Below are 20,285 nucleotides of genomic sequence, written 5' to 3' on the forward strand. Positions count from 1 at the left end.
AACTTTTCGATCTATGCCGCGCCGAGCTTGAAGCACAGGCGGGCCGCCGCCTCGAGCGGGTGTCGCGGTCTCGCGAAGCGCCGGTGCGTTTCACCGGCGCGGGCGGGATGAATCAGGCTTCGCGACCGTGGGCGGCGTCACGCAGTTGCGAGGTGTCGACGCGCACGAAGATGGAGTCGCCGACGCAGGTCAGCACGTCGCCGGCGTAGACCTCGCAGATGATCCGGCTCTTGCGCCCGACCTCGCCCTCGACATGGGCCTTCAGCGTCAGCGGCACGCCCATCGGGGTCGGTTTGATGTACTTGATGCCCAGGTTGCCGGTGACGCAGTCGATGCGCGGCAGGCTGCCCGGTTCGCGGCCTTCGGCGCGGTAGTGGTAGGCCATTGCGGTCCAGTTCGAGTGGCAGTCCACCAGCATGGCGATCAGTCCGCCGTAGACCAGCTCCGGCCAGCCGCAGTATTTGGCTTCGGGCAGGTGCTCGGCGACGACGTGAATACCGTCCTCGTGCCAGCGGCTCTTGATATGCAGCCCGTGCGGGTTGCTGCCGCCGCAGCCATAACAGACGCCTTCCGGCGCGACGGTATCTTGCAGTGAATCCACGTGCATGGCCCTTCCTTATCCTTCTCGCTTGTTCTTGTCGAAGCCGCAGCCTAACGGCTTTCGTGGCGTCGCGGAAAGGGGCGGTCGCTTGAGGGGCGGGCGGAGCTGGTCTTAACTCTTGCCTGTGGTCCTTCGACAAACAACGAGAACAAGGGGGAAGCATGAGCGAAGAGTCCAGCAAGGATCGCGACAGCGTCGTCGATGCGCGTGCCGCATTCATCCTGATCCTGCTGGTGGTTGCCACCGCGGTGTACTGGGTCAGCCATCAGTGACAATGGTTCCGGCGGGCCGCGCTGCGGCCCGTCCGGCGCCGCGCCGTTCTAGATCCCTGCGAAGTGCAGCACCAGTTGCACCAGGGAGTAGAGCAGCAGCACGAAGATCAGCGTAAAGAGGATACCCAGGGCAATGAAGTGACTGGCCTTGCCCTGGCTGAAGTCGCGCGCCCGGTTCTTTCCGCTCTGCACACCGAAGGCGGCGGCCAGCACGCTGTGCAGCATCTGCCAGAAGCTTGGCGGTTTGTTCTGTTGATCGTCCATCGTTCGCGCCTCCTATGTTTGGAGCCTGATTCTGGAGCATGGTTTCTAGAGTTCGATCTGTGTCCACTCGCGTTTCTGCCACATCATCGCGAAGATCACCGAGGCCAGCCCGCGCTGGAGGATCTGCATGCTCCAGATCGCCAGCAGGCCACCGCCGAGAACCGGTCCCACCAGATAGGCCAGTGGCAGGAAGAATAGCCACTGATTGCCCAGGCTGACCGCCATGACCGTGCGGGTGGCGCCCGCGCCGAGCAGGGCCTGGGTGAGCACCAGCGCGGTGGCGTCGATCACCATGCCCAGCCCGGTGAGCGTCAGCGGCAGGCGGCCCAGTTCGATCAGCGCCGGGTCGCTGACGAACAGCCGCAGGATCGCCTCGGGGAACAGCCAGAACGGCGCGCCCAGCAACGCCAGGCCGCAGGCCGCGACCTTCACCACATCCCAGCCCCAGCGATGCGCACTGTCGAAGTCGCGCTCGCCCATGCTTTGGCTGACCAGGGTGGTGGCGGCCATGCCCAGGCCGATGCCGGGCAGGATCAGGAACAGCGCCAGGTTGATCAGCACGTGGGCCACCGCCAGCTCGCGGGTGCCGACCTGGGCGATGATCCAGAACAGCAGGGTGATGCCGGCGGCGAAGAAGAACTGCTGCAGCGAGTTGGGCAGTGACAGGCGCAGCATCACGCGGATGTCGCGCTCGCTCGGCAGGCGCGGGCGGAAGCCCTGGGCGCGGGCGTCGCGCCAGGTGAGCCAGGCGTAGATCAGCGAGCCCAGATAGAGCGCCAGGGTGGTTCCCAGCCCGCTGCCCACCGCGCCCATGCGCGGCAGGCCGAACAGGCCGTGGATCAGGCTGTAGCTGATCGCCGCGTTGGCCAGGTGCATCACCACCAGCGTGCGCATGTACATGCCCGAACGCCGCGTGCCGTTCCAGTAGCCGCGGAAGGAGAAGTTCAGCCCTACCGCCAGCACCGACAGCGCGCGCCACTCGAAGTAGGGGAGGCCGACCGCCAGCACCTCGGGGTCGTTGGACAGGGCGCGGACGATGGGTTCGGCGAACAGCAGGCAGATCAGGGTGATCGGCAGCGACAGCCCCAGCGCCACCAGCAGGCCGCAGTTGAGCGGTGCCGCCTGGTCTACCATGCGGCCTTCGCCACGACGCCGGGCCACCAGTGCCTGTACGCCGGCGCCCAACCCCATCACCAGGGAGATCGCGACGAAGTTGGCGTAGCTGCCGATACCGACGCCGGCCAGGGACTTTTCCCCCAGATGGCCGACCATCGCGGCATCCACCAGGTTGAGCAGGCTCTGGCTGAGCATTCCGCCGATGATCGGCAGGCTCAGGGTGAGAATGTTCTGGAGGCGCTGACGCTCTAACATGACGTCCTTGGAGGCAGTGTGCTTCCGGCCTGTTGTGGGGAGCGGGCGTGCCCGTGCCGGTCGGGGCGCTGAGGGAAAGCCTAGCGTAACCGTCGTGGCCCTGCCTGTGTCGGGGACTCTTCGACTTCATTGATCTCCTTCATCTCATTGCGAAATGAAGTTGGAGATAGCTCCGAGATCTGCCTGAGGTTTCGCCTTGAGGAGCGGACTCAAGCCCTGTGAGGCATCGACGCGAAGCGTGGGCGGCCCGGTGAGGCCGCCCGCGCCCGGTCTTGAGCGGTACTTACTCGAACAGGCCGTGCCAGCAGTCGCTCAGCTCGCCCAGCTCGAAGGACTTGCACCAGGACTGCTTTTCCAGCCACAGGCGGGTGGTTTCGCGGTCGGCTTCGCTCAGGCTGCCGACCGCGTTCAGGCACAGGTAGCCGGTGAACTCGCCATCTTCGGTGGCGCCGCCGACGAAGACCCAGCCCTCGGACTCGACAAAGGCGATCCACTGATCGAGCACGTCATCCAGGTCGCCGCTGTAGTTCACTTCCAGGCTGAAGCCGAACTCCTGGAACTCGCCCAGGCGCAGCTTCTTCTGCAGGCGGCGCTTGCGCGGTTTGGCCATCTGTTCGGGGGTGAGGTATTTCATCTGTCTTTCTCTCGTCAGGGGAAGTCCGGCGGGTGGCCGGGCTTCAATCCGTGGTGTCCTGGGCGATTCGTGCGTCGGCGAACCAGAGCCGGCGCCAGCGCGCCTGGCGCTCATCCAGCGGCAATTGGCGGGGCGAGGCCGGCAGGGACGCGCCCAGGGTGGCGGGATTATCCAGTATCTGGGCGTTTAGTGCAGCGCAGGTTTTCCCGCCGTCTTCCCTGGGCGCGCCGGGCAGTCCCGGGCGTGGCGCCAGGGGAACCGCCTTACGCGTCGTAACCCAGGTTCGGCGACAGCCAGCGCTCGCTGGTGCCGATTTCCTGGTCCTTGCGCGCGCTGTAGCGTTCGACCTGGTCCTTGTCGACCTTGCCCACGGCGAAGTACTGCGCCTGCGGGTGGGCGAAGTACCAGCCGCTGACGGCGGCGGCGGGGAACATGGCGTAGTGCTCGGTCAGGGTCACGCCGGAGACACCCTTGGGGTCGAGCAGCTTGAACAGCGTGCCCTTCTCGGTGTGGTCCGGGCAGGCCGGGTAGCCGGGCGCGGGGCGTATGCCGACGTACTGCTCCTTGATCAGCGCCTCGTTGCTCAGGTGCTCCTCGGGCTGGTAGCCCCAGTATTCCCTGCGCACGCGCTCGTGCAGCCACTCGGCGCAGGCCTCGGCGAGACGGTCGGCCAGCGCCTTGACCAGGATCGCACTGTAGTCGTCGCCCTGGTCCTGATAGGCCTTGGCCACTTCCTCGGCGCCGATGCCAGCGGTGGTGATGAAGCCACCAACGTAGTCCTTCACGCCGCTGTCCTTCGGCGCGACGAAGTCGGCCAGGCTGAAGTTCGGCTTGCCGTCGGTCTTGATGGTCTGCTGGCGCAGATGGTGCAGGGTGGCCAGCTTGTGGCCGTCGTCGCCATAGACTTCCAGGTCGTCGTGGTGGACCTGATTGGCCGGCCAGAAGCCAAGGACTGCCCTGGCGCGAATGAGCTTCTCGCCGATCAGCTTCTTCAGCATGTCCTGGGCGTCGTTGAACAGGCTGGTGGCCGCCTCGCCGACGACTTCGTCGGTGAGGATGCGCGGGTACTTGCCGGCCAGGTTCCAGGAAATGAAGAAGGGCGTCCAGTCGATGTAGTCGACCAGCACGTTCAGGTCGATGTCTTCCAGCACCTTCGCGCCGGTGAAGGAGGGCACTGGCGGCTGGTAACCGGCCCAGTCGAACTGCGGCTTGGCGGCGATGGCCTGTTCATAGCTCAGGCGCTCGGTACGCGCGCTGCGGTTGGCGGTGCGTTCGCGGACTTCGGCGTAATCGGTACGGGTCTTCGCCACGTAGTCGGCCTTCAGTTCCTTCGACAGCAGGGTGGTGGCAACGCCCACGGCACGGGAGGCGTCGGTGACGTAGACCACCGCGTCGTTGCTGTACTGCGGGTCGATCTTCACCGCAGTGTGCGCCTTGGAGGTGGTGGCGCCGCCGATCATCAGCGGCAGTTGGAAGTTCTGCCGCTGCATTTCCTTGGCGACGTGGACCATCTCGTCCAGCGACGGCGTGATCAGGCCGGACAGGCCGATGATGTCGCACTTCTCGGCGATGGCGGTCTGCAGGATCTTCTCCGCCGGGACCATCACGCCGAGGTCGACGATGTCGTAGCCGTTGCAGCCCAGCACCACGCCGACGATGTTCTTGCCGATGTCGTGCACGTCGCCCTTCACCGTGGCCATGAGGATCTTGCCCTTGGCTTCGGGCTTGTCGCCTTTCTCGGCTTCGATGAAGGGGATCAGGTGGGCCACGGCCTGCTTCATCACGCGGGCGGATTTCACCACCTGCGGGAGGAACATCTTGCCGGCGCCGAACAGGTCGCCGACCACGTTCATACCGGACATCAGCGGGCCCTCGATGACCTCGATCGGCCGCGCGCACTTCTGCCGGCACTCCTCGGTGTCCTCGACGATCCAGGTGGTGATGCCCTTGACCAGCGCGTGCTCCAGGCGCTTCTCGACGCTGTGACCGCGCCATTCCTCGTCTTCGACTTCTCTGGTCGCACCGCCGCCCTTGTAGTTGTCGGCGATCGCCAGCAGCGCCTCGGTGGCGTCCGGGCTGCGGTTGAGCACCACGTCCTCGACCTTGTCGCGCAGCTCCTGCGGGATCTCGTCGTAGATCTCCAGTTGGCCGGCGTTGACGATGCCCATGGTGAGGCCGTTCTGGATGGCGTAGTAGAGGAACACCGAGTGGATCGCCTCGCGCACCGGGTTGTTGCCGCGGAACGAGAACGACACGTTGGACACCCCGCCCGAGGTCAGGGCGTAGGGGAGGTTGTCACGGATATAGGCGCAGGCCTCGATGAAATCGACCGCGTAGTTGTTGTGTTCCTCGATGCCGGTGGCGACCGCGAAGATGTTCGGGTCGAAGATGATGTCTTCCGGCGGGAAGCCCACTTCGTTGACCAGGATGTCGTAGGAGCGCTGGCAGATTTCTTCCTTGCGCGCCTGGGTGTCGGCCTGGCCGGCTTCGTCGAAGGCCATCACCACCACGGCTGCGCCGTAGCGCTTGCACAGGCGGGCGTGGTGCTTGAACTGCTCCACGCCTTCCTTCATGGAAATCGAGTTGACGATGCCCTTGCCCTGGATGCACTTCAGGCCTGCCTCGATCACTTCCCACTTGGAGGAGTCGATCATGATCGGCACGCGGGAGATGTCCGGCTCGGACGCGATCAGGTTGAGGAATCGAACCATGGCCGCCTTCGAGTCCAGCATGCCCTCGTCCATGTTGATGTCGATCACCTGGGCGCCGGCTTCCACCTGCTGCTGCGCCACTTCCAGCGCTTCGGCGTAGTTCTCCTCGCGGATCAGCCGGGCGAACTTGGCCGAGCCGGTGATGTTGGTGCGCTCGCCGACGTTCACGAATAGCGAGTTGCGGTCGATGGTGAACGGCTCGAGGCCGGACAGCCGGCAGGCGCGGGGAATCTCGGGGATGACGCGCGGAGTGTACTTGGCGACGGCCTTGGCGATGGCCTCGATATGGCCCGGCGTGGTGCCGCAGCAGCCGCCGATGATGTTGAGGAAGCCCGACGCGGCGAATTCTTCCACGACCACGGCCATTTCCGCCGGCGTCTCGTCGTATTCGCCGAAGGCGTTGGGCAGGCCGGCGTTGGGGTGCGCGGAGACGTGGGTGCCAGCCTTGGTCGACAGCTCTTCCAGGTAGGGGCGCAGCTCTTTCGCGCCGAGGGCGCAGTTCAACCCGACGGAGATCGGGTTGGCGTGGCGCACCGAGTTCCAGAATGCCTCGGTAGTCTGGCCCGACAGGGTGCGGCCGGAGGCGTCGGTGATGGTGCCGGAGATCATGATCGGCAGCTCGACGCCCAGCTCTTCATAGACGCCCTGCACGGCGAAGATCGCGGCCTTGGCGTTGAGGGTGTCGAAGATGGTCTCGATCAGGATCAGGTCCGCGCCGCCCTCGATCAGGCCTCGGGCCGATTCGCTGTAGTTCTCCACCAGTTCGTCGAAGGTGACGTTGCGGAAGCCGGGGTCGTTGACGTCCGGGGAGATCGAGCAGGTGCGGCTGGTCGGGCCGAGGACGCCGGCAACGAAGCGCGGCTTGTCCGGGTTCTCGGCGGTCTTGGCGTCGGCCACTTCACGGGCCAGGCGCGCGCCCTCGACGTTCATCTCGTAGGCCAGCTCTTCCATGCCGTAGTCGGCCTGGGAGACGCGGGTGGCGTTGAAGGTGTTGGTCTCGAGGATGTCCGCACCGGCGTCCAGGTAAGCTTTCTCAATGGCCTGGATGACGTCCGGGCGGCTGAGCAGCAGCAGGTCGTTGTTGCCCTTCACGTCGCTCGGCCAGTCGGCGAAGCGCGCGCCACGGTAGTCCTCTTCCTGCAGCTTGTAGCTCTGGATCATGGTGCCCATGCCGCCGTCGAGGATCAGGATGCGCTCCTTGAGGGCTTGCTGGAGGGCTTGCAGGCGTGCGGCGCGGTCAGACATCGGAGGTACCTAGAGAGGCGTGACAATGGGTCGCTGATGATAACAAAGCTGTAGAAAATTTGAGCTTGCGGAGATTTACATGAAAATCGCTCATGTTCTGCTATTGGATAGGCAGCACTACGGCGGCGTTCTCGCTAGAATCCGCTCATTCCGAAGGTCTGGAGCCCCACATGTCCCGGCGAGCACGTTTCACGTTGTTCATCGCATCCCTGATGCTTTCCGCGTTTTCCCAGGCCGCCGGCCTGTCCTACACCAAGGACATCCAGCCGATCTTCACCGAGAAGTGCGTGGCTTGCCACGCCTGCTATGACTCGCCGTGCCAGCTCAACCTGACGGCCGCCGAAGGCGCGCAGCGCGGGGCCAACAAACTGCCGGTGTACGACGGCGCGCGAACCCGCGCGCAGGACACCACCCGGCTGTTCCTCGACGCCCACGGCGCGGATGCCTGGCGGCGCAAGGACTTCTGGTCGGTGCTCGATGGGCGTGACAGCCAGGCCGCGCTGATGGCGCGGATGATCGACCTGGGCCATGAACACCCGCTGGTGCCCAACGCGAAGATCCCGGAAGGTCTGGACCTGTCGATCAACCGCACCAACCAGTGCCCGACGCCCGAGACCATCGACGACTTCGTCGCGAAGAATCCGCGCAGCGGCATGCCCTTCGCCGTCACCGGATTGACCGACCGGCAGCGCTCGACCATCAAGGACTGGCTGGCCCAGGGCGCGCCAGTGGACGAGCAGGCCTGGCAGCCGGGCGCTGGCGAGGCGGAGCAGATCGCCAGCTGGGAGAGCTTCCTGAACCAGCCCGGCGCACGCCAGAGCCTGGTGTCGCGCTGGCTCTACGAGCACCTGTTCCTAGCGCACCTGTACTTCACCGAGCGCGGCGAGCCGGGGCATTTCTTCCAGTTGGTGCGTTCGCGCACCCCCAGCGGCCAGCCGATCGACCCGATCGCCACGCGCCGGCCGAACGACGATCCGGGCAACACCTTCTATTACCGCCTCTGGCCGATCCAGGGCGTGATCGTGCACAAGACGCACATCACCTATCCGCTCAACCCGGCCAAGCTGGCGCGCGCCCAGGAGCTGTTCTACGGCACAGCCTGGAGCACCGACAAGGTGCCCGGCTATGGCCTGCAGCACCGCGCCAACCCCTTCGCAACCTTCGCCGCGATCCCCGCGCAGGCGCGCTACCAGTTCATGCTGGACAACGCCGAATACTTCGTCCGCACCTTCATCCGAGGGCCGGTGTGCCGGGGGCAGATCGCCACCGACGTGATCCGCGACAACTTCTGGGCGCTGTTCCAGGACCCGCAGCACGACCTCTACGTCACCGATCCGGACTTCCGTGCCCAGGCCTCGCCGCTGCTGGCGCTGCCGGGGCAGATCGATGAGATGGGCGCGATGCTGTCGCAATGGCGTGCCTATCGCGACAAGCGCAACGCCTACGAGGAGTTGCGCCAGGACGTCTATGACGACTCGCCGGCGCCGACCTGGGCCGATATCTGGGCCGGCAACGACAATGCCGTGCTGAGCATCTTCCGCCAGTACGACAGCGCCTCGGTGCGCAAGGGCCTGATCGGCGGCATTCCACAGACCATCTGGTGGCTGGACTACCCGCTGTTCGAGCGCACCTACTACGGGTTGGTGGTCAACTTCGACGTGTACGGCAACGTCGCCCACCAGGCGCAGACGCGGCTGTACTTCGACCTGATCCGCAACGGCGCCGAACAGAACTTCCTGCGCTTGATGCCGACGGCCGCGCGCAAGCCCCTGCTGGACGACTGGTACCAGAACAGCGGCAAATTCAAGATGTGGGCCGACTACTACGACAATGACAGCGATGCGCCGACCGGGCTGTTCCTGCCGGAGAAGGGCGCCAAGAACGCCTTCGCCCAGCAACTGCTCAAGCACTACGTGGCGCTCAACGCGCGGCCCGACCCGATCAACTTGTGCGAGAACGGCGCCTGCTACCGCAACAGCGTCGCCACGCCGCTGCAGGATGCCGAACAGGCCTTCAGCCGACTGGTCAGCCGCCCGGCGGCGGGGCTCCCGGTGATCGACCAGTTCCCCGAAGCGACCCTGCTGAGAGTGGAAATGTCCGACGGCCAGCGCGAGATCTACACCGTGCTGCGCAACCGCGCCCACAGCAATGTCGCCTTCATGGCCGGCGAGTCGCTGCGCTACCAGCCGGGGCTGGACACCCTGACGATCTACCCCGGCGTGCTCTCCAGCTACCCCAACTTCATGTTCAACCTGAAGGCCGGCGAGGCGAATGATTTCGTCACGGCCCTGGAGCAGGTGAAGAACGCGGCAGACTTCGAGAAGGTTGCCGACCACTGGGGTGTCCGCCGCAGCCACCCGCAGTTCTGGTTCTACTTCCACGACCTGGAGGCATACCTGCGCGAAACCGAGCCGGTGGAGGCGGGCGTGCTGGACATGAACCGCTACGAAAACCTTTGACGGTTTCCACTTTGTAGGAGCGAGCCTGCTCGCGAACCAGCCCCCGCCGCGGTGCTGTTCGCGAGCAAGGACTGGGCGTCCCCCTCGATCCTACAAAGGCTACGCAGCCCAGCTGCGAATTATTCCTACTGAAATAGTAGGGCTTTCTACCTTACCCCCGAATGGCGTAAACTGGCGCCACGTTTGCGAGGAGTTGCCATGAGCGCTATCACCATTACCGAAGCCGCACAGGATTACCTGGCCGAGCTGCTGTCCAAGCAGGACACGCCCGGCATAGGCATTCGCATCTTCATCACCCAGCCGGGCACCCAGTACGCCGAAACCTGCATCGCCTACTGCAAGCCGGGCGAGCAGAAGGCGGAAGACACCCCGGTCGGCCTGAAAGCCTTTACTGCCTACATCGATGCCATCAGCGAGCCCTTCCTGGAAGACGCCATCGTCGATTACGCCACCGACCGCATGGGCGGCCAACTGACCATCAAGGCGCCCAACGCCAAGGTGCCGATGGTCAACGAGGACAGCCCGCTCACCGAGCGCATCAACTACTACCTGCAGACCGAGATCAACCCGGGGCTCGCCAGCCACGGCGGCCAGGTGAGCCTGGTGGACGTGGTCGAGGACAACATCGCCGTGCTGCGTTTCGGCGGTGGTTGCCAGGGCTGCGGCGCGGTCGAACTGACCCTGAAGGATGGCGTCGAAAAGACCCTGAAGGAGCGCATCCCGGAGCTGAACGGCGTGCGTGACGTCACCGACCACAGCAACCGCGAGAACGCCTACTACTGAGTGGGTGATCGAGCAGCGAAAAGGCGACCTCCGGGTCGCCTTTTTCGTTTGAAGCCGGTTCTCGATGGAGCAGGGTTCGCGAGCGGACTGCCATGATGCGCAGCGGCATATTGCGTCCTCAACCCGGGCAACCGTTGGGCTTAAGTACCCGCAGGGTCGATGCCGGATTTGCCGCCAGTTTCTCGGCGGCCCGGCGCGGACGCGGCACCAGCTCGCCACCGCAGTTCGGGCAACGGCCGTGCAGCACCTGGTCGGCGCAATCGGTGCAGAAGGTGCACTCGAAGCTGCAGATGCGCGCGTCCGGGCTGTCGCCGGGCAGGTCGCGGTCGCAGCATTCGCAGTTGGGGCGCAGTTCGAGCATGGCGAGTCCTCCAGGGGGGGCGTCAGAGCAACTGGCCGAAGCGTTCGGCGTATTCCTGGGGGCTGATTGCCAGGTGCTTGTGGAAGGTGCGCCGCAGATTCTCCGGGTGGCCAAAGCCGCACAGCCGGGACACCGTGCTGATCGACGCCTGGGCGTCCTGCAGCAGCGCGCGGGCAGCTTCCAGACGAACCCGTTCGACGTAGCGGCCGGGGCCCATGCCCAGCTCGCTGATGAACACCCTCGAGAGCGTGCGCGGGCTCATGCAGGCCTGATTCGCCAGGACCTCCAGCGACAGGTCAGCGCCCAGGTTGGCCGGGATCCACTCCAGCAGCGCGGCCAGGCGTGGCGTGCGGCTGGGCTCCGGGGTCAACCAGTGGCTGAACTGCGCCTGCCCGCCGGGGCGCTTGAGAAACATCACCAGCCGCCGCGCCACGGCCAGTGCCAGGGCTCGGCCGAGATCGGCCTCCACCAGCGCCAGGGCCAGGTCGATGCCGGCGGTGACCCCGGCGGAGGTGAAGACGTGGTCATCGCCGTCGCGGCATTGCGGGTCGTAGGTGTGCAGGCGGTCGCCCTGCACCCGTACACCGGGGAAGCCTGCGCACAACGCATCGACGTCCGCCCAGTGGGTCGTCGCCGGACGGCCATCGAGTACGCCGGCGGCGGCCAGGATCAGCGCGCCGGAGCATACCGAGCCGAGGCGGCGAATCCGCGGTTCCGCGGTGGCGAGCCAGCGCAGCAGATCGCTGTTCCTGCATTGCACCGGGACGCCGAGGCCGCCAGGCACCAGCAGGGTATCGAGGGTGGCAGGGTCGAGCTCGCGCCAGCTCGCGTCGGCGCAGATGCGCAGCCCGGCGGACGTCGCCACCGGCCCGGCCTGTTCGCCGAGCACCTTCAGTTCATAGGCCGGCGCCAGCCCCTGGCGCTGGCGCTCGACATTGGCGGAGGCGAACACCTGCAGCGGCCCGGTGACGTCCAGGCTCATGACTTCGGGGTAGAGCAGGCAGGCGACCTGGCGCGGCGATTCCATGACGGGTCTCGTTCGAACAATGGAGCGAGTGTGGCGGTGCCCGGCGCTGGCGGCAATGCCGGTCACCCCACGGATTTTGCCACGTCACACATGCCAGGGCCTGCTCCGGCAAGGTCGGTTGCGGAAATGAAAAAGCCCGACGGGTGGCCGGGCTTTCTCGGGCTGTTCCTGGGATCAGGCAGGCATGTGCCAGTCTTGCAGGTTGTAGCCTTCACGGTTCAGCTCATCGCGCGCCTGTACCAGCAGGTCCTCGAGCTGTTCCGGGTCGGAGTAGGCGGAGCTGGGGATGCGGGTCAAGCCCAGCAGACGGGTGCCGGTCCGGTCGATGACGGACAGGTCGAGGCTGCCGTCGCCCCCTTGGTCAATCCAGGTAACACACTGGAAAGGTTGGAAGGCTCGTCCGGTGATCAGCAGAGCCTCGTTGAAACGAAGGGTCGCATTCATGGTGTGATCTCTCTGCGCGGTAATCCATTGCGAAGATGGCGACGGCGGTCCATCCGCCATCGTGTTCGTTCACGCAATTGATGTTTTCAGAAGCGAAGAAAGTCACAGCCCATGTCGCGTTTGTACACAAAGTAGTCGCAAATTAATCCGAAAGGGTCGCTGCAGACCCCGTCAGCCGTGGCCTGCAGCGATATCGAGGGTGCGCCATCGCGCCGCATGTCCCTTTCGTGACGAGCGACGAACGGTCATGCCTGCATGGCCCAGCCGTCCACGTTCATCGCCGCCTGGCGCAAGGCTTCAGAGCGGGTCGGGTGCGGGTGGCAGGTCCGCGCGATGTCCTCGGCGGCGCCGCGGAATTCCATCGCCACGCAGTACTCCGCGATCATGTCGCCGACGTTCGGGCCGATCATGTGCACGCCGAGGATCTCGTCGCTGCGCTCGTCCGCCAGCACCTTCACGAAGCCCTCGGTCTCATGGTTGATCTTCGCCCGGCTGTTGGCGGTGAAGGGGAACTTGCCGACCTTGTAGGCGCGGCCCTCGGCCTTGAGCTGCTCCTCGGTCTTGCCTACGGTGGCCACCTCCGGGTGGGTGTAGATTACGCTGGGGATTACGTCGTAGTTCACTTCCCCGGCCTTGCCGGCGATCAGCTCGACGCAGGCGATGGCCTCGTCCTCGGCCTTGTGCGCGAGCATCGGACCGGAGGTCACGTCGCCGATCACCCAGATGCCCGGCACGCTGCTGCGATGCTCGTGGTTCTCCAGCATGCCGCGCTTGTCGGTGGTCAGGCCCACGCTCTCCAGCCCGAGGCCCTGGGTGAAGGGGCGGCGGCCGATGGCGAGCAGCACACGATCTGCCTGAATAAGCTCCGCCGTGCCGCCGCTGGCTGGCTCCACGCTCAGGGTCACCTGCTTGCCGCTGACCTTGGCCTGGGTGACTTTCGAGCCCAGCTTGAAGCTCATGCCCTGCTTGGTCAGTGCGCGCTGGAAGGTCCTGGCGGTTTCCAGGTCCATGCCGGGGCAGATGCGGTCAAGGTATTCGATCACCGTCACCTCGGCGCCCAGGCGGCGCCACACCGAGCCCAGCTCCAGGCCGATGACTCCGGCGCCGATCACCACCAGGTGCTTGGGTACCTCGGGAATGGACAGCGCGCCGGTGGAGTCGAGGATGCGCTGGTTGTCGACTTCCACCCCCGGCAGCGGGGAGGGCTCCGAGCCGGTGGCGATGATGATGTCCTTGGCCTGCAGCGTGCTCTTGCTGCCGTCGGCGGCGGTGACCTCCACCTTGCCCGGCCCGTCGATACGGCCCCAGCCCTTGACCCGGTCCACCTTGTTCTTGCGGAACAGGAACTCCACGCCCTTGGTCAGCGCGGCGACGCTCTCGGCCTTCTGCTTCATCATCTGCGCCAGGTCCAGCTTGGGCTTGACCTGGATGCCGAGGTTGGCGAACTCGCCGCCGGCCGCCGCTTCATACAGCTCGGATGCATGCAGCAGCGCCTTGGACGGCATGCAGCCGACGTTCAGGCAGGTGCCGCCGAGGGTTTCGCGACCCTCCACGCAGGCGACTTTCAGGCCCAGCTGGCCCGCGCGAATCGCAGCGTTGTAGCCACCGGGGCCGCCGCCAATGACGATCACATCGTATGCGCTCATGCAGGGTTCTCCGTGTTGGGAAAAGGGTCAATCGAGGTTAGCCGGTGGTCGTTGGATCACCAGCGCAGAACCCCGGAATTCCGTTACCTGGATTATATTACAGGTATAATATATTTCTTCGGGCAAGTCGCCGCTACATGACAGGCGCGGCGGGGAGGGCGAAAATGCGGGGCTTTGGCGCCTCGGGTTCGTGCGCCTACGGAGAATCCATGAAGATCGACTGCGATTTCGACAGCGGCAACATCCAGGTCATCGACGACAGCGACCCGCGCCATGTGCGCCTGGCGCTGCGCCCGGACACGAGAAGCCCGCACTTCCAGTGGTTCCACTTCAAGGCCGAGGGCCTGCAGAGCGGCCAGCAGTACCGGTTCAGCCTGACCAACGCACCTGGCTCCAGCTACACCGGCGGCTGGCCGGGCTACAACGCAGTGGCGTCGTTCGACCAGCGCGAGTGGTTCCGCGTGCCGAGTACCTACGATTCCGATGGCCTGCACTTCAGCCTCGATGCCGAGCAGCCCCAGGCCTGGTTCGCCTACTTCGAGCCGTACAGCCGAGAACGCCACGCCGAACTGGTGAAGCACGCCCAGGCCAACGGCGCCGAACGGCTCGCTACCGGCCACAGCCTGGAGGGCCGCGAGCTGCCCCTGCTGCGCATCGGCAAGGGCGCGGCGGGTGCGCGCAAGTTCTGGCTGATCGCCCAGCAGCACCCCGGCGAACACATGGCCGAATGGTTCATGGAAGGCCTGATCGAGCGCCTGCAATCCGGCGACGCCGGCATCCAGCGCCTGCTGGAGCGCGCCGACTTCTACCTGGTGCCGAACATGAACCCGGACGGCGCCTTCCACGGCCACCTGCGCACCAACGCCGCCGGCAAGGACCTCAACCGCGCCTGGGCCGCGCCCAGCGCCGAAGAGAGCCCGGAAGTGCTGTTCGTCCAGCAGCAGATGGCCAAGCACGGCGTGGACCTGTTCCTCGACGTTCACGGCGACGAGGAAATCCCCTTCGTGTTCGCTGCCGGTTGCGAAGGCAACCCCGGCTTCACCTCGCGCCTGGACCACCTGGAAAGCCTGTTCCGCCAGCGCCTGGAAGCCAATGGCGAGTTCCAGAGCGTGCACGGCTATCCCAAGGACGAGCCGGGAAAGGCCAACCTGACCCTGGCCTGCAACCATGTCGGCCAGACCCACGATTGCCTGTCGCTGACCCTGGAAATGCCGTTCAAGGACCACAACCTGTCGCCCAACGCCCGCACCGGCTGGAACGGCGCACGTTCCAAGGCGCTTGCTGGCGCGGTGTTGACCACGGTCGCCAGCCTGCTCGACGACCTGCGCTGAGAGAGATGGCGCCCATCGGGCGTATATCGCGGGAATGGCCTGTTCCTGCACACCGTGCTTACGGGCTACGCCGATAAGCCTGTCGTGCTTTTCGTCGGACCGTGGGGGACGCCCAGCCCTTGCTCTCGAACTGGCTGGGCATGGTACGAGTCCGTTCGCGAGCACGCTCGCTCCTACAGATGTCCGAACTGACCGTTCGATCAATTCGTCCATTGAAATCGTTGAATCTTCCTACGCAACTGCTAGTCCAAAGAATGAGGCATTCGCACGCAAGGAGGTGCATATGACTCGACAACGGAAGCTATTGACCCCGCAGGAGATCGAAGACCTGCAGGAACGCATGGATGCTATGGATGAACTGGACTTCAGAGAGCGCCGTGAAGTGCGCAAGAACCGCTCGGGCGACCACAGGCCTCGCACCTACGCTGGCGCAGCGGCCTGACCAACGGGGCCCCAGGGCCCATCCCCACTGGCGCAAGTCAACTCGGGAAACACGGCAGGGCCGTTCCGGCGCCACTCGCCGGATCGGCCTCCGTGGCCGAATCTCCGCATCATCGCCCTTGACCTGTCCGTCGCCGGCGAGATGACATATGGAGCCCGATGGCACGGCTGAGGAACACCGCCGCAACCGTGCATCGCTTGCCTGCAGTTTCCATCCTGCTGTCCCGCTGGCAGTCCGTAGGATGCGCTCCCGGCGGAGGAGGCGCCAGGCAGGGCAACAAGCCGGTCAACTTCCACCTCGACGTCCAAATCCGCTAACGCGGCGACACCCTTCATCGGATCGCACGCCGTTACCGGGCGTGCGGATATCCCGTCTTTTCACCGCAAGCCGCCGGAATGCGCGGAGTAGAGCGGTCCTGGCGGGTGGTCTGAGGCTTGCCGGTCCACGCGCCTGCTGCAAAAACCACCTGAAAACCTGAACTGCATCACATAGAATCGGTCTTCCGCTCAACCAATCCGTTTTACCCCGGTAGTCAGACGTCGCTCTATGGATACCCACAACACCCCCATCGGACCGGTACCGGCGCATCTGGTCCGCGAAGCCGTGGCCAAGAAAACCGGCCTGGGCTGGGTGGTCGAATTCAACGTCGCCACCTGGCTCAACCTCAGCGTGCGCGACGAAACGCCCATCATCCTCAAGGTGACCTACCAGGATGGCGAGCGGGTGCGCGAAGTGCGACTCGACAAGAGCAAGGTCTTCGGCGGCCAGCGCATCCTGCTGTGCGGCATCGCCCGCCTGGGCGTCAACCAGAAGCTCGAATCCATGAGCCTGTCCCTGGAAACCCAGGCGCCCATCCAGTCCCTGCTGGTCGAGGAACTCTTCGTCCAGGCCGTCGAACGCCAGACCGTGAAGAACGGCACCCGCAAGTCCCGCTGAGTACCTACCCGCCGCGAGGGGCGTGCGCCGCAGCCCGGTACGTTGCAATCGTCCGGCATTCCCGGAGCCTATGACGCATCGCCGGGCTTGCGGTCCGCCGGCCGGAGCGGGGAACATCGCCCGGTCCCGACCCTCGCTCCAGGAATCATCCATGCCCCTCGATATCGATCAGCTCAAGCTCTATACCGCCCATCGCGGCCTCGCCATCCCCCTGCTCGACCTCCTGCAGTTCCGCCACGCTCCGGCGGCGGACGGCACGGGGCCCGGCTGCGTCGTCCTGCGGATCGAGCCATACCACCTCAACGGCTGGGCCAACGCCCACGGCGGACTGATCATGACCCTGCTCGACGTGGCGATGGCGCTCAATGCCAGCGCGGCGGACGAAACCTGTCGCGGCGTGGTGACCATCGAAATGAAGACCAACTTCCTGCGTCCCGGCGGCGAAGTGGGCGAGGTGCTAGAAGCCCACGGCACGGTCCGGCACCACACGCGCTCCATCGCCTTCTGCGAGGCCGAACTGCGCAACAGCACCGGCGTGGTGGTCGCTTCCGCGTCCGGCACTTTCAAATACGTCAACGCGTCGCGCCCGCTGGCCGACGCCTGATCCCCCCTGTCCGGCCATGCCGTAGTGCGCGGAACCGCCCTCGGGGGCCGTGCATCCGGCCGGCCGTTGCCGTTCAGGTCCCTCGCCTGTTCCAGGGGGATAGGCGCGGCCATCCCGCTCTTCGCAACCCGACGTTCCGCCATCCGCGTCGGCGGCGGTCACCTGGTCGGCCGGGATGTTGATTCCTGCGATGCCGCAGTCGGGCCATCGAGCCAGGTCGCGACGGTTCAGCCGTGCGTGATGCTTCTTAAGGACTTCTCAACCTTCCTCTGTCAGACCTGAGAAGGCTCTAGGCCGGGTCTGAAAGGGATGCCTGTGCCTGGCTGTAATGATTTCGTCATATGGCGTAACTACATTTTTCTGTCATGAAAGTGTCACCCACGGATGACTGCGCCAGTGATGGCACAAGGCAATCGCTATGCTGCTTGATGACAAGAATTTCCCCCAGCGTATCCAGAGCGACCTGGTCGACGACCAGGACGAAGAGCTGGAACTCGAACTGTTCGACGAACTGTACGATCTCGACGGCCTGCGCCACGGCAACCTGCAATCCCACGAAGAGCGCCTGGCGCGCCAGCGCTACTTCCACACCCTGTTCCGCCTGCAGGGCGAACTGGTAAAGCTGCAGAGCTGGGTAGTGAAGACCGGCCACAAGGTGGTGATCCTCTTCGAAGGTCGCGACGCGGCGGGCAAGGGCGGGGTGATCAAGCGCATCACCCAGCGCCTCAACCCGCGCGTCTGCCGCGTCGCCGCGCTGTCGGCGCCGAACGACCGCGAGCGCACCCAGTGGTACTTCCAGCGCTACGTCTCGCACCTGCCGGCGGCGGGCGAGATCGTCCTGTTCGATCGCAGCTGGTACAACCGCGCTGGCGTCGAGCGGGTGATGGGCTTCTGTTCCGATGACCAGTACGAAGAGTTCTTCCGCAGCGTGCCCGAGTTCGAACGCATGCTGGTGCGTTCCGGGATCCAGGTCATCAAGTACTGGTTCTCCATCTCCGACGAGGAGCAGCGCTTCCGTTTCCTCAGCCGCATCCACGATCCGCTCAAGCAATGGAAACTCAGCCCGATGGACCTGGAGTCGAGACGGCGCTGGGAGGCCTACACCAAGGCCAAGGAAATCATGCTCGAGCGCACCCACATCCCCGAGGCGCCCTGGTGGGTGGTGCACGCCGACGACAAGAAAAAGGCCCGGCTCAACTGCATCCACCACCTGCTCCAGCAGATTCCCTACCAGGAAGTACGGCAGCCCAACGTCCGCCTCCCCGAACGCCAGCGCCACGAGGGCTACCAGCGGCACCCCACGCCGCTGGAGCTGCAGGTACCGGAAGTCTACTGACTCCGCTGCGGCGGAGTCAGGGCGGCTTTTGCCCGATGGCACGGAGCGTAGCGACACCCATCACTGCCCCGCGCATGGGTATCGCCCAGACCCCACCTGCCCCAGTGCTCCTGCACCTGAGCGGAAACGGACTCTGCTCCCCGTATGCTCAGGGCGCCAGCTTGCGCTTGAGCGCGCCGGCTACCGGAGCCGGCAGGTTGGGCAGGGCACGCAGCAGATAAGGCAGCAGCTTGCGCCTGGCGCCGCTGAGCGATTCAGGCACTACCGCTTCGATCAGGTGCGGGCCGGGATGCGCCAGCGCGTACTCCAGGGCTTTGCTCAGCTCCTCGGCGGTGCTCACGCGAACCCCGTGCACGCCCATGCCCTGTGCCAACTGGGCGAAGTTCAGCACCGGGCCGTGCAGGTCCAGCTGCGACCTGGCCTTGGGGCCGGCCTGTTCCGCGCCGACGCGCTCCAGCTCCACGTTGAGCACGGAGTAGGAGGCGTTGTTGAAGATGATCGAGGTGACGTTGAGCCGTTCGCGCGCCATCGTCCACAGGGACTGGATGGTGTACATCGAGGTGCCGTCGCCGATCAGCGCCAGTACCGGCCGGTCCGGGCAGGCGATGGCGGCGCCGATGGCATTCGGCAGGCCCTGGCCGATGGCGCCGCCGGTGAGGGTGATGAGATCGTGGCGCGGGGCGCCGGCGGTCATCGACGAGAGCATCAGCCCGGAGGTGATCGCTTCGTCGATCAGGATCGCGTTTTCGGGCAGCAGGTGGCCGACCGCCTTGCACACCTTCGGCGCCGTCAGCCTGCCGCGTGGGCGGCCCGGGCGCTGCGCCGGCTGCAGCATGGGGGTGGCCCGTTCGGCGGCGAGCGCGGCGACCAGCTTCTCCAGGCTGGCGGTGCTGTCCTGCGCCGGGGTGGCCAGGGTATGGACGCGGCAGCCCTCGGGCACCAGGTCGCTCTTCTTGCCTGGATAGGCGAAGAAGGACACCGGCGACTTGCTATCCACCAGGATCAGCTCCTCGAACTGCGCCAGTTGCACGCCGGCCATCTCGGCCATGTAGGCGATGCGCTCCACCGGCGGTAGCCCCGCCCCGCGCTGCAGGCGCGTGGGGAACACTTCGGCGAGCAGCTTGACCCCGCTGTGCGCGGCGATGCGCGCGGCGGCCAGCAGATCGGCTTCGCGCAGGGCGCGGCCACCCAGCAGCAGGGCGACCTTGCGGCCCGAGCGAATCACTTCGGCGATGGCCGCCACGCAGGCGTCGTCCGCCGCCTCGGGGCAGGGCGCCGCCGGTGGTGGGCAGGGCACGCCGCCGTCACCCCAGGACACGTCGGCCGGCAGGATCAGCGTGGCCACCTGGCCCGGATAGCCGCGGGCTACGGCGATGGCCTCCACCGCATCGCGGCATAGGTCGGCGGTGCGCACGGAGGTCCGCACGAATCCCGGCGACACGTTGCGCGCCACGGTCTCGATGTCCGACTGCAACTGGGCATCGTACGGGGTGTGGTAGGTGGCGTGATCGCCGACGATGTTGACCACCGGCACCTTGCCCTTGCGCGCGTTGTGCAGGTTGGCCAGGCCGTTGCCCAGGCCGCAGCCGAGGTGCAGCAGGGTAGCGGCGGGTTTGTCGGCCATGCGCGCGTAACCGTCGGCTGCGCCGGTGGCCACCCCTTCGAACAGGGCGAGCACGGCACGCATGCGCGGCTCGCTGTCGAGGGCGGCGACGAAATGCATTTCGCTGGTGCCGGGGTTGCTGAAGCAGACCTCGATTCCCGCATCGACCAGGGTCTTCATCAGGGCTTGTGCGCCATTGGGCATGGGGTTCTCCT

General features: G+C 65.7%; 17 protein-coding genes. 7 read left to right on the forward strand and 10 right to left on the reverse strand.

Translation table 11 applies throughout. From position 1 onward, the window contains the following. Nucleotides 1-112: 112 nt before the first annotated feature. The 5 genes from ACYCAX_RS06705 to metH all read right to left on the reverse strand — a co-directional run bounded on the left by ACYCAX_RS06705 (nt 113) and on the right by metH (nt 7,098). A complete protein-coding gene (locus ACYCAX_RS06705) occupies nt 113-607 on the reverse strand; it encodes a PaaI family thioesterase (protein WP_015476919.1) in 495 nt (164 codons plus the stop codon). A 314-nt stretch (nt 608-921) separates the two neighbouring features. Next, complete coding sequence (locus ACYCAX_RS06710) at nt 922-1,137, reverse strand: DUF2970 domain-containing protein (RefSeq protein WP_015476921.1); 216 nt, start codon at nt 1,135-1,137, stop codon at nt 922-924. 45 nt (nt 1,138-1,182) lie between these two features. After that, nucleotides 1,183-2,508, reverse strand: coding sequence for an MATE family efflux transporter (locus ACYCAX_RS06715; protein WP_460247656.1), 1,326 nt, complete (start codon nt 2,506-2,508; stop codon nt 1,183-1,185). A gap of 283 nt (nt 2,509-2,791) precedes the next feature. Continuing rightward, nucleotides 2,792-3,142, reverse strand: coding sequence for a YggL 50S ribosome-binding family protein (locus ACYCAX_RS06720; protein ID WP_015476923.1), 351 nt, complete (start codon nt 3,140-3,142; stop codon nt 2,792-2,794). A 263-nt stretch (nt 3,143-3,405) separates the two neighbouring features. Then, nucleotides 3,406-7,098, reverse strand: a complete 3,693-nt coding sequence (metH, locus tag ACYCAX_RS06725; RefSeq protein WP_460247657.1) for a methionine synthase — start codon at nt 7,096-7,098, stop codon at nt 3,406-3,408. 170 nt (nt 7,099-7,268) lie between these two features. Between metH and ACYCAX_RS06730 the strand changes: the two genes are divergently transcribed. Together ACYCAX_RS06730 and nfuA are read left to right on the forward strand one after the other, a co-directional pair. Beyond that, the gene (locus ACYCAX_RS06730; protein WP_294979422.1) at nt 7,269-9,557 is read left to right on the forward strand and encodes a fatty acid cis/trans isomerase; all 2,289 of its coding nucleotides are present in this window, start codon (nt 7,269-7,271) and stop codon (nt 9,555-9,557) included. A gap of 198 nt (nt 9,558-9,755) precedes the next feature. Then, nucleotides 9,756-10,340 (forward strand): Fe-S biogenesis protein NfuA, encoded by a 585-nt coding sequence (nfuA, locus tag ACYCAX_RS06735; RefSeq protein ID WP_015476926.1) that lies wholly within the window; start codon nt 9,756-9,758, stop codon nt 10,338-10,340. A gap of 118 nt (nt 10,341-10,458) precedes the next feature. On the opposite strand, the gene ACYCAX_RS06740 is transcribed toward nfuA, so the two are convergent. From ACYCAX_RS06740 to lpdA, 4 genes are all read right to left on the reverse strand, one after another. Next, nucleotides 10,459-10,701: a DUF1272 domain-containing protein gene (locus ACYCAX_RS06740; RefSeq protein WP_294979425.1), complete on the reverse strand. Its 243-nt coding sequence runs from the start codon at nt 10,699-10,701 to the stop codon at nt 10,459-10,461. Nucleotides 10,702-10,723: 22 nt separating this feature from the next. Further along, a complete protein-coding gene (locus ACYCAX_RS06745) occupies nt 10,724-11,728 on the reverse strand; it encodes a GlxA family transcriptional regulator (protein ID WP_460247658.1) in 1,005 nt (334 codons plus the stop codon). Nucleotides 11,729-11,902: 174 nt separating this feature from the next. After that, nucleotides 11,903-12,172 carry a hypothetical protein gene (locus ACYCAX_RS06750; RefSeq protein WP_015476929.1) on the reverse strand — a complete coding sequence of 90 codons (270 nt, stop codon included), beginning with the start codon at nt 12,170-12,172 and terminating at the stop codon, nt 11,903-11,905. 245 nt (nt 12,173-12,417) lie between these two features. Continuing rightward, nucleotides 12,418-13,818 (reverse strand): dihydrolipoyl dehydrogenase, encoded by a 1,401-nt coding sequence (gene lpdA / locus ACYCAX_RS06755; RefSeq protein WP_460247659.1) that lies wholly within the window; start codon nt 13,816-13,818, stop codon nt 12,418-12,420. Nucleotides 13,819-14,027: 209 nt separating this feature from the next. Between lpdA and ACYCAX_RS06760 the strand changes: the two genes are divergently transcribed. From ACYCAX_RS06760 to ppk2, 5 genes are all read left to right on the forward strand, one after another. Further along, nucleotides 14,028-15,149 (forward strand): M14 family metallopeptidase, encoded by a 1,122-nt coding sequence (locus ACYCAX_RS06760; protein ID WP_460247660.1) that lies wholly within the window; start codon nt 14,028-14,030, stop codon nt 15,147-15,149. 283 nt (nt 15,150-15,432) lie between these two features. Further along, entirely contained in the window at nt 15,433-15,591 is a 159-nt protein-coding gene (locus ACYCAX_RS06765) for a hypothetical protein (protein ID WP_015476932.1), read from the forward strand. 546 nt (nt 15,592-16,137) lie between these two features. Continuing rightward, nucleotides 16,138-16,527: a hypothetical protein gene (locus tag ACYCAX_RS06770; protein ID WP_015476933.1), complete on the forward strand. Its 390-nt coding sequence runs from the start codon at nt 16,138-16,140 to the stop codon at nt 16,525-16,527. Nucleotides 16,528-16,678: 151 nt separating this feature from the next. After that, nucleotides 16,679-17,131, forward strand: a complete 453-nt coding sequence (locus ACYCAX_RS06775) for a PaaI family thioesterase (RefSeq protein ID WP_460247661.1) — start codon at nt 16,679-16,681, stop codon at nt 17,129-17,131. Nucleotides 17,132-17,549: 418 nt separating this feature from the next. After that, nucleotides 17,550-18,467, forward strand: a complete 918-nt coding sequence (ppk2, locus tag ACYCAX_RS06780; RefSeq protein WP_294979444.1) for a polyphosphate kinase 2 — start codon at nt 17,550-17,552, stop codon at nt 18,465-18,467. Nucleotides 18,468-18,615: 148 nt separating this feature from the next. Here the strand turns inward: ppk2 and ACYCAX_RS06785 are convergent, their stop codons facing one another. Next, a complete protein-coding gene (locus ACYCAX_RS06785) occupies nt 18,616-20,274 on the reverse strand; it encodes an acetolactate synthase large subunit (protein ID WP_460247662.1) in 1,659 nt (552 codons plus the stop codon). Nucleotides 20,275-20,285 lie beyond the last annotated feature (11 nt).

The sequence above is a fragment of the Pseudomonas sp. MT3 genome (assembly GCF_054720805.1).

Bases quoted from the DNA above. Each gene is read 5' to 3' on its own strand.
- ACYCAX_RS06705 (WP_015476919.1), bottom strand. From the start codon at position 607: ATGCACGTGGATTCACTGCAAGATACCGTCGCGCCGGAAGGCGTCTGT.
- ACYCAX_RS06710 (WP_015476921.1), bottom strand. From the start codon at position 1,137: ATGGACGATCAACAGAACAAACCGCCAAGCTTCTGGCAGATGCTGCAC.
- ACYCAX_RS06715 (WP_460247656.1), bottom strand. From the start codon at position 2,508: ATGTTAGAGCGTCAGCGCCTCCAGAACATTCTCACCCTGAGCCTGCCG.
- ACYCAX_RS06720 (WP_015476923.1), bottom strand. From the start codon at position 3,142: ATGAAATACCTCACCCCCGAACAGATGGCCAAACCGCGCAAGCGCCGC.
- metH (WP_460247657.1), bottom strand. From the start codon at position 7,098: ATGTCTGACCGCGCCGCACGCCTGCAAGCCCTCCAGCAAGCCCTCAAG.
- ACYCAX_RS06730 (WP_294979422.1), top strand. From the start codon at position 7,269: ATGTCCCGGCGAGCACGTTTCACGTTGTTCATCGCATCCCTGATGCTT.
- nfuA (WP_015476926.1), top strand. From the start codon at position 9,756: ATGAGCGCTATCACCATTACCGAAGCCGCACAGGATTACCTGGCCGAG.
- ACYCAX_RS06740 (WP_294979425.1), bottom strand. From the start codon at position 10,701: ATGCTCGAACTGCGCCCCAACTGCGAATGCTGCGACCGCGACCTGCCC.
- ACYCAX_RS06745 (WP_460247658.1), bottom strand. From the start codon at position 11,728: ATGGAATCGCCGCGCCAGGTCGCCTGCCTGCTCTACCCCGAAGTCATG.
- ACYCAX_RS06750 (WP_015476929.1), bottom strand. From the start codon at position 12,172: ATGAATGCGACCCTTCGTTTCAACGAGGCTCTGCTGATCACCGGACGA.
- lpdA (WP_460247659.1), bottom strand. From the start codon at position 13,818: ATGAGCGCATACGATGTGATCGTCATTGGCGGCGGCCCCGGTGGCTAC.
- ACYCAX_RS06760 (WP_460247660.1), top strand. From the start codon at position 14,028: ATGAAGATCGACTGCGATTTCGACAGCGGCAACATCCAGGTCATCGAC.
- ACYCAX_RS06765 (WP_015476932.1), top strand. From the start codon at position 15,433: ATGACTCGACAACGGAAGCTATTGACCCCGCAGGAGATCGAAGACCTG.
- ACYCAX_RS06770 (WP_015476933.1), top strand. From the start codon at position 16,138: ATGGATACCCACAACACCCCCATCGGACCGGTACCGGCGCATCTGGTC.
- ACYCAX_RS06775 (WP_460247661.1), top strand. From the start codon at position 16,679: ATGCCCCTCGATATCGATCAGCTCAAGCTCTATACCGCCCATCGCGGC.
- ppk2 (WP_294979444.1), top strand. From the start codon at position 17,550: ATGCTGCTTGATGACAAGAATTTCCCCCAGCGTATCCAGAGCGACCTG.
- ACYCAX_RS06785 (WP_460247662.1), bottom strand. From the start codon at position 20,274: ATGCCCAATGGCGCACAAGCCCTGATGAAGACCCTGGTCGATGCGGGA.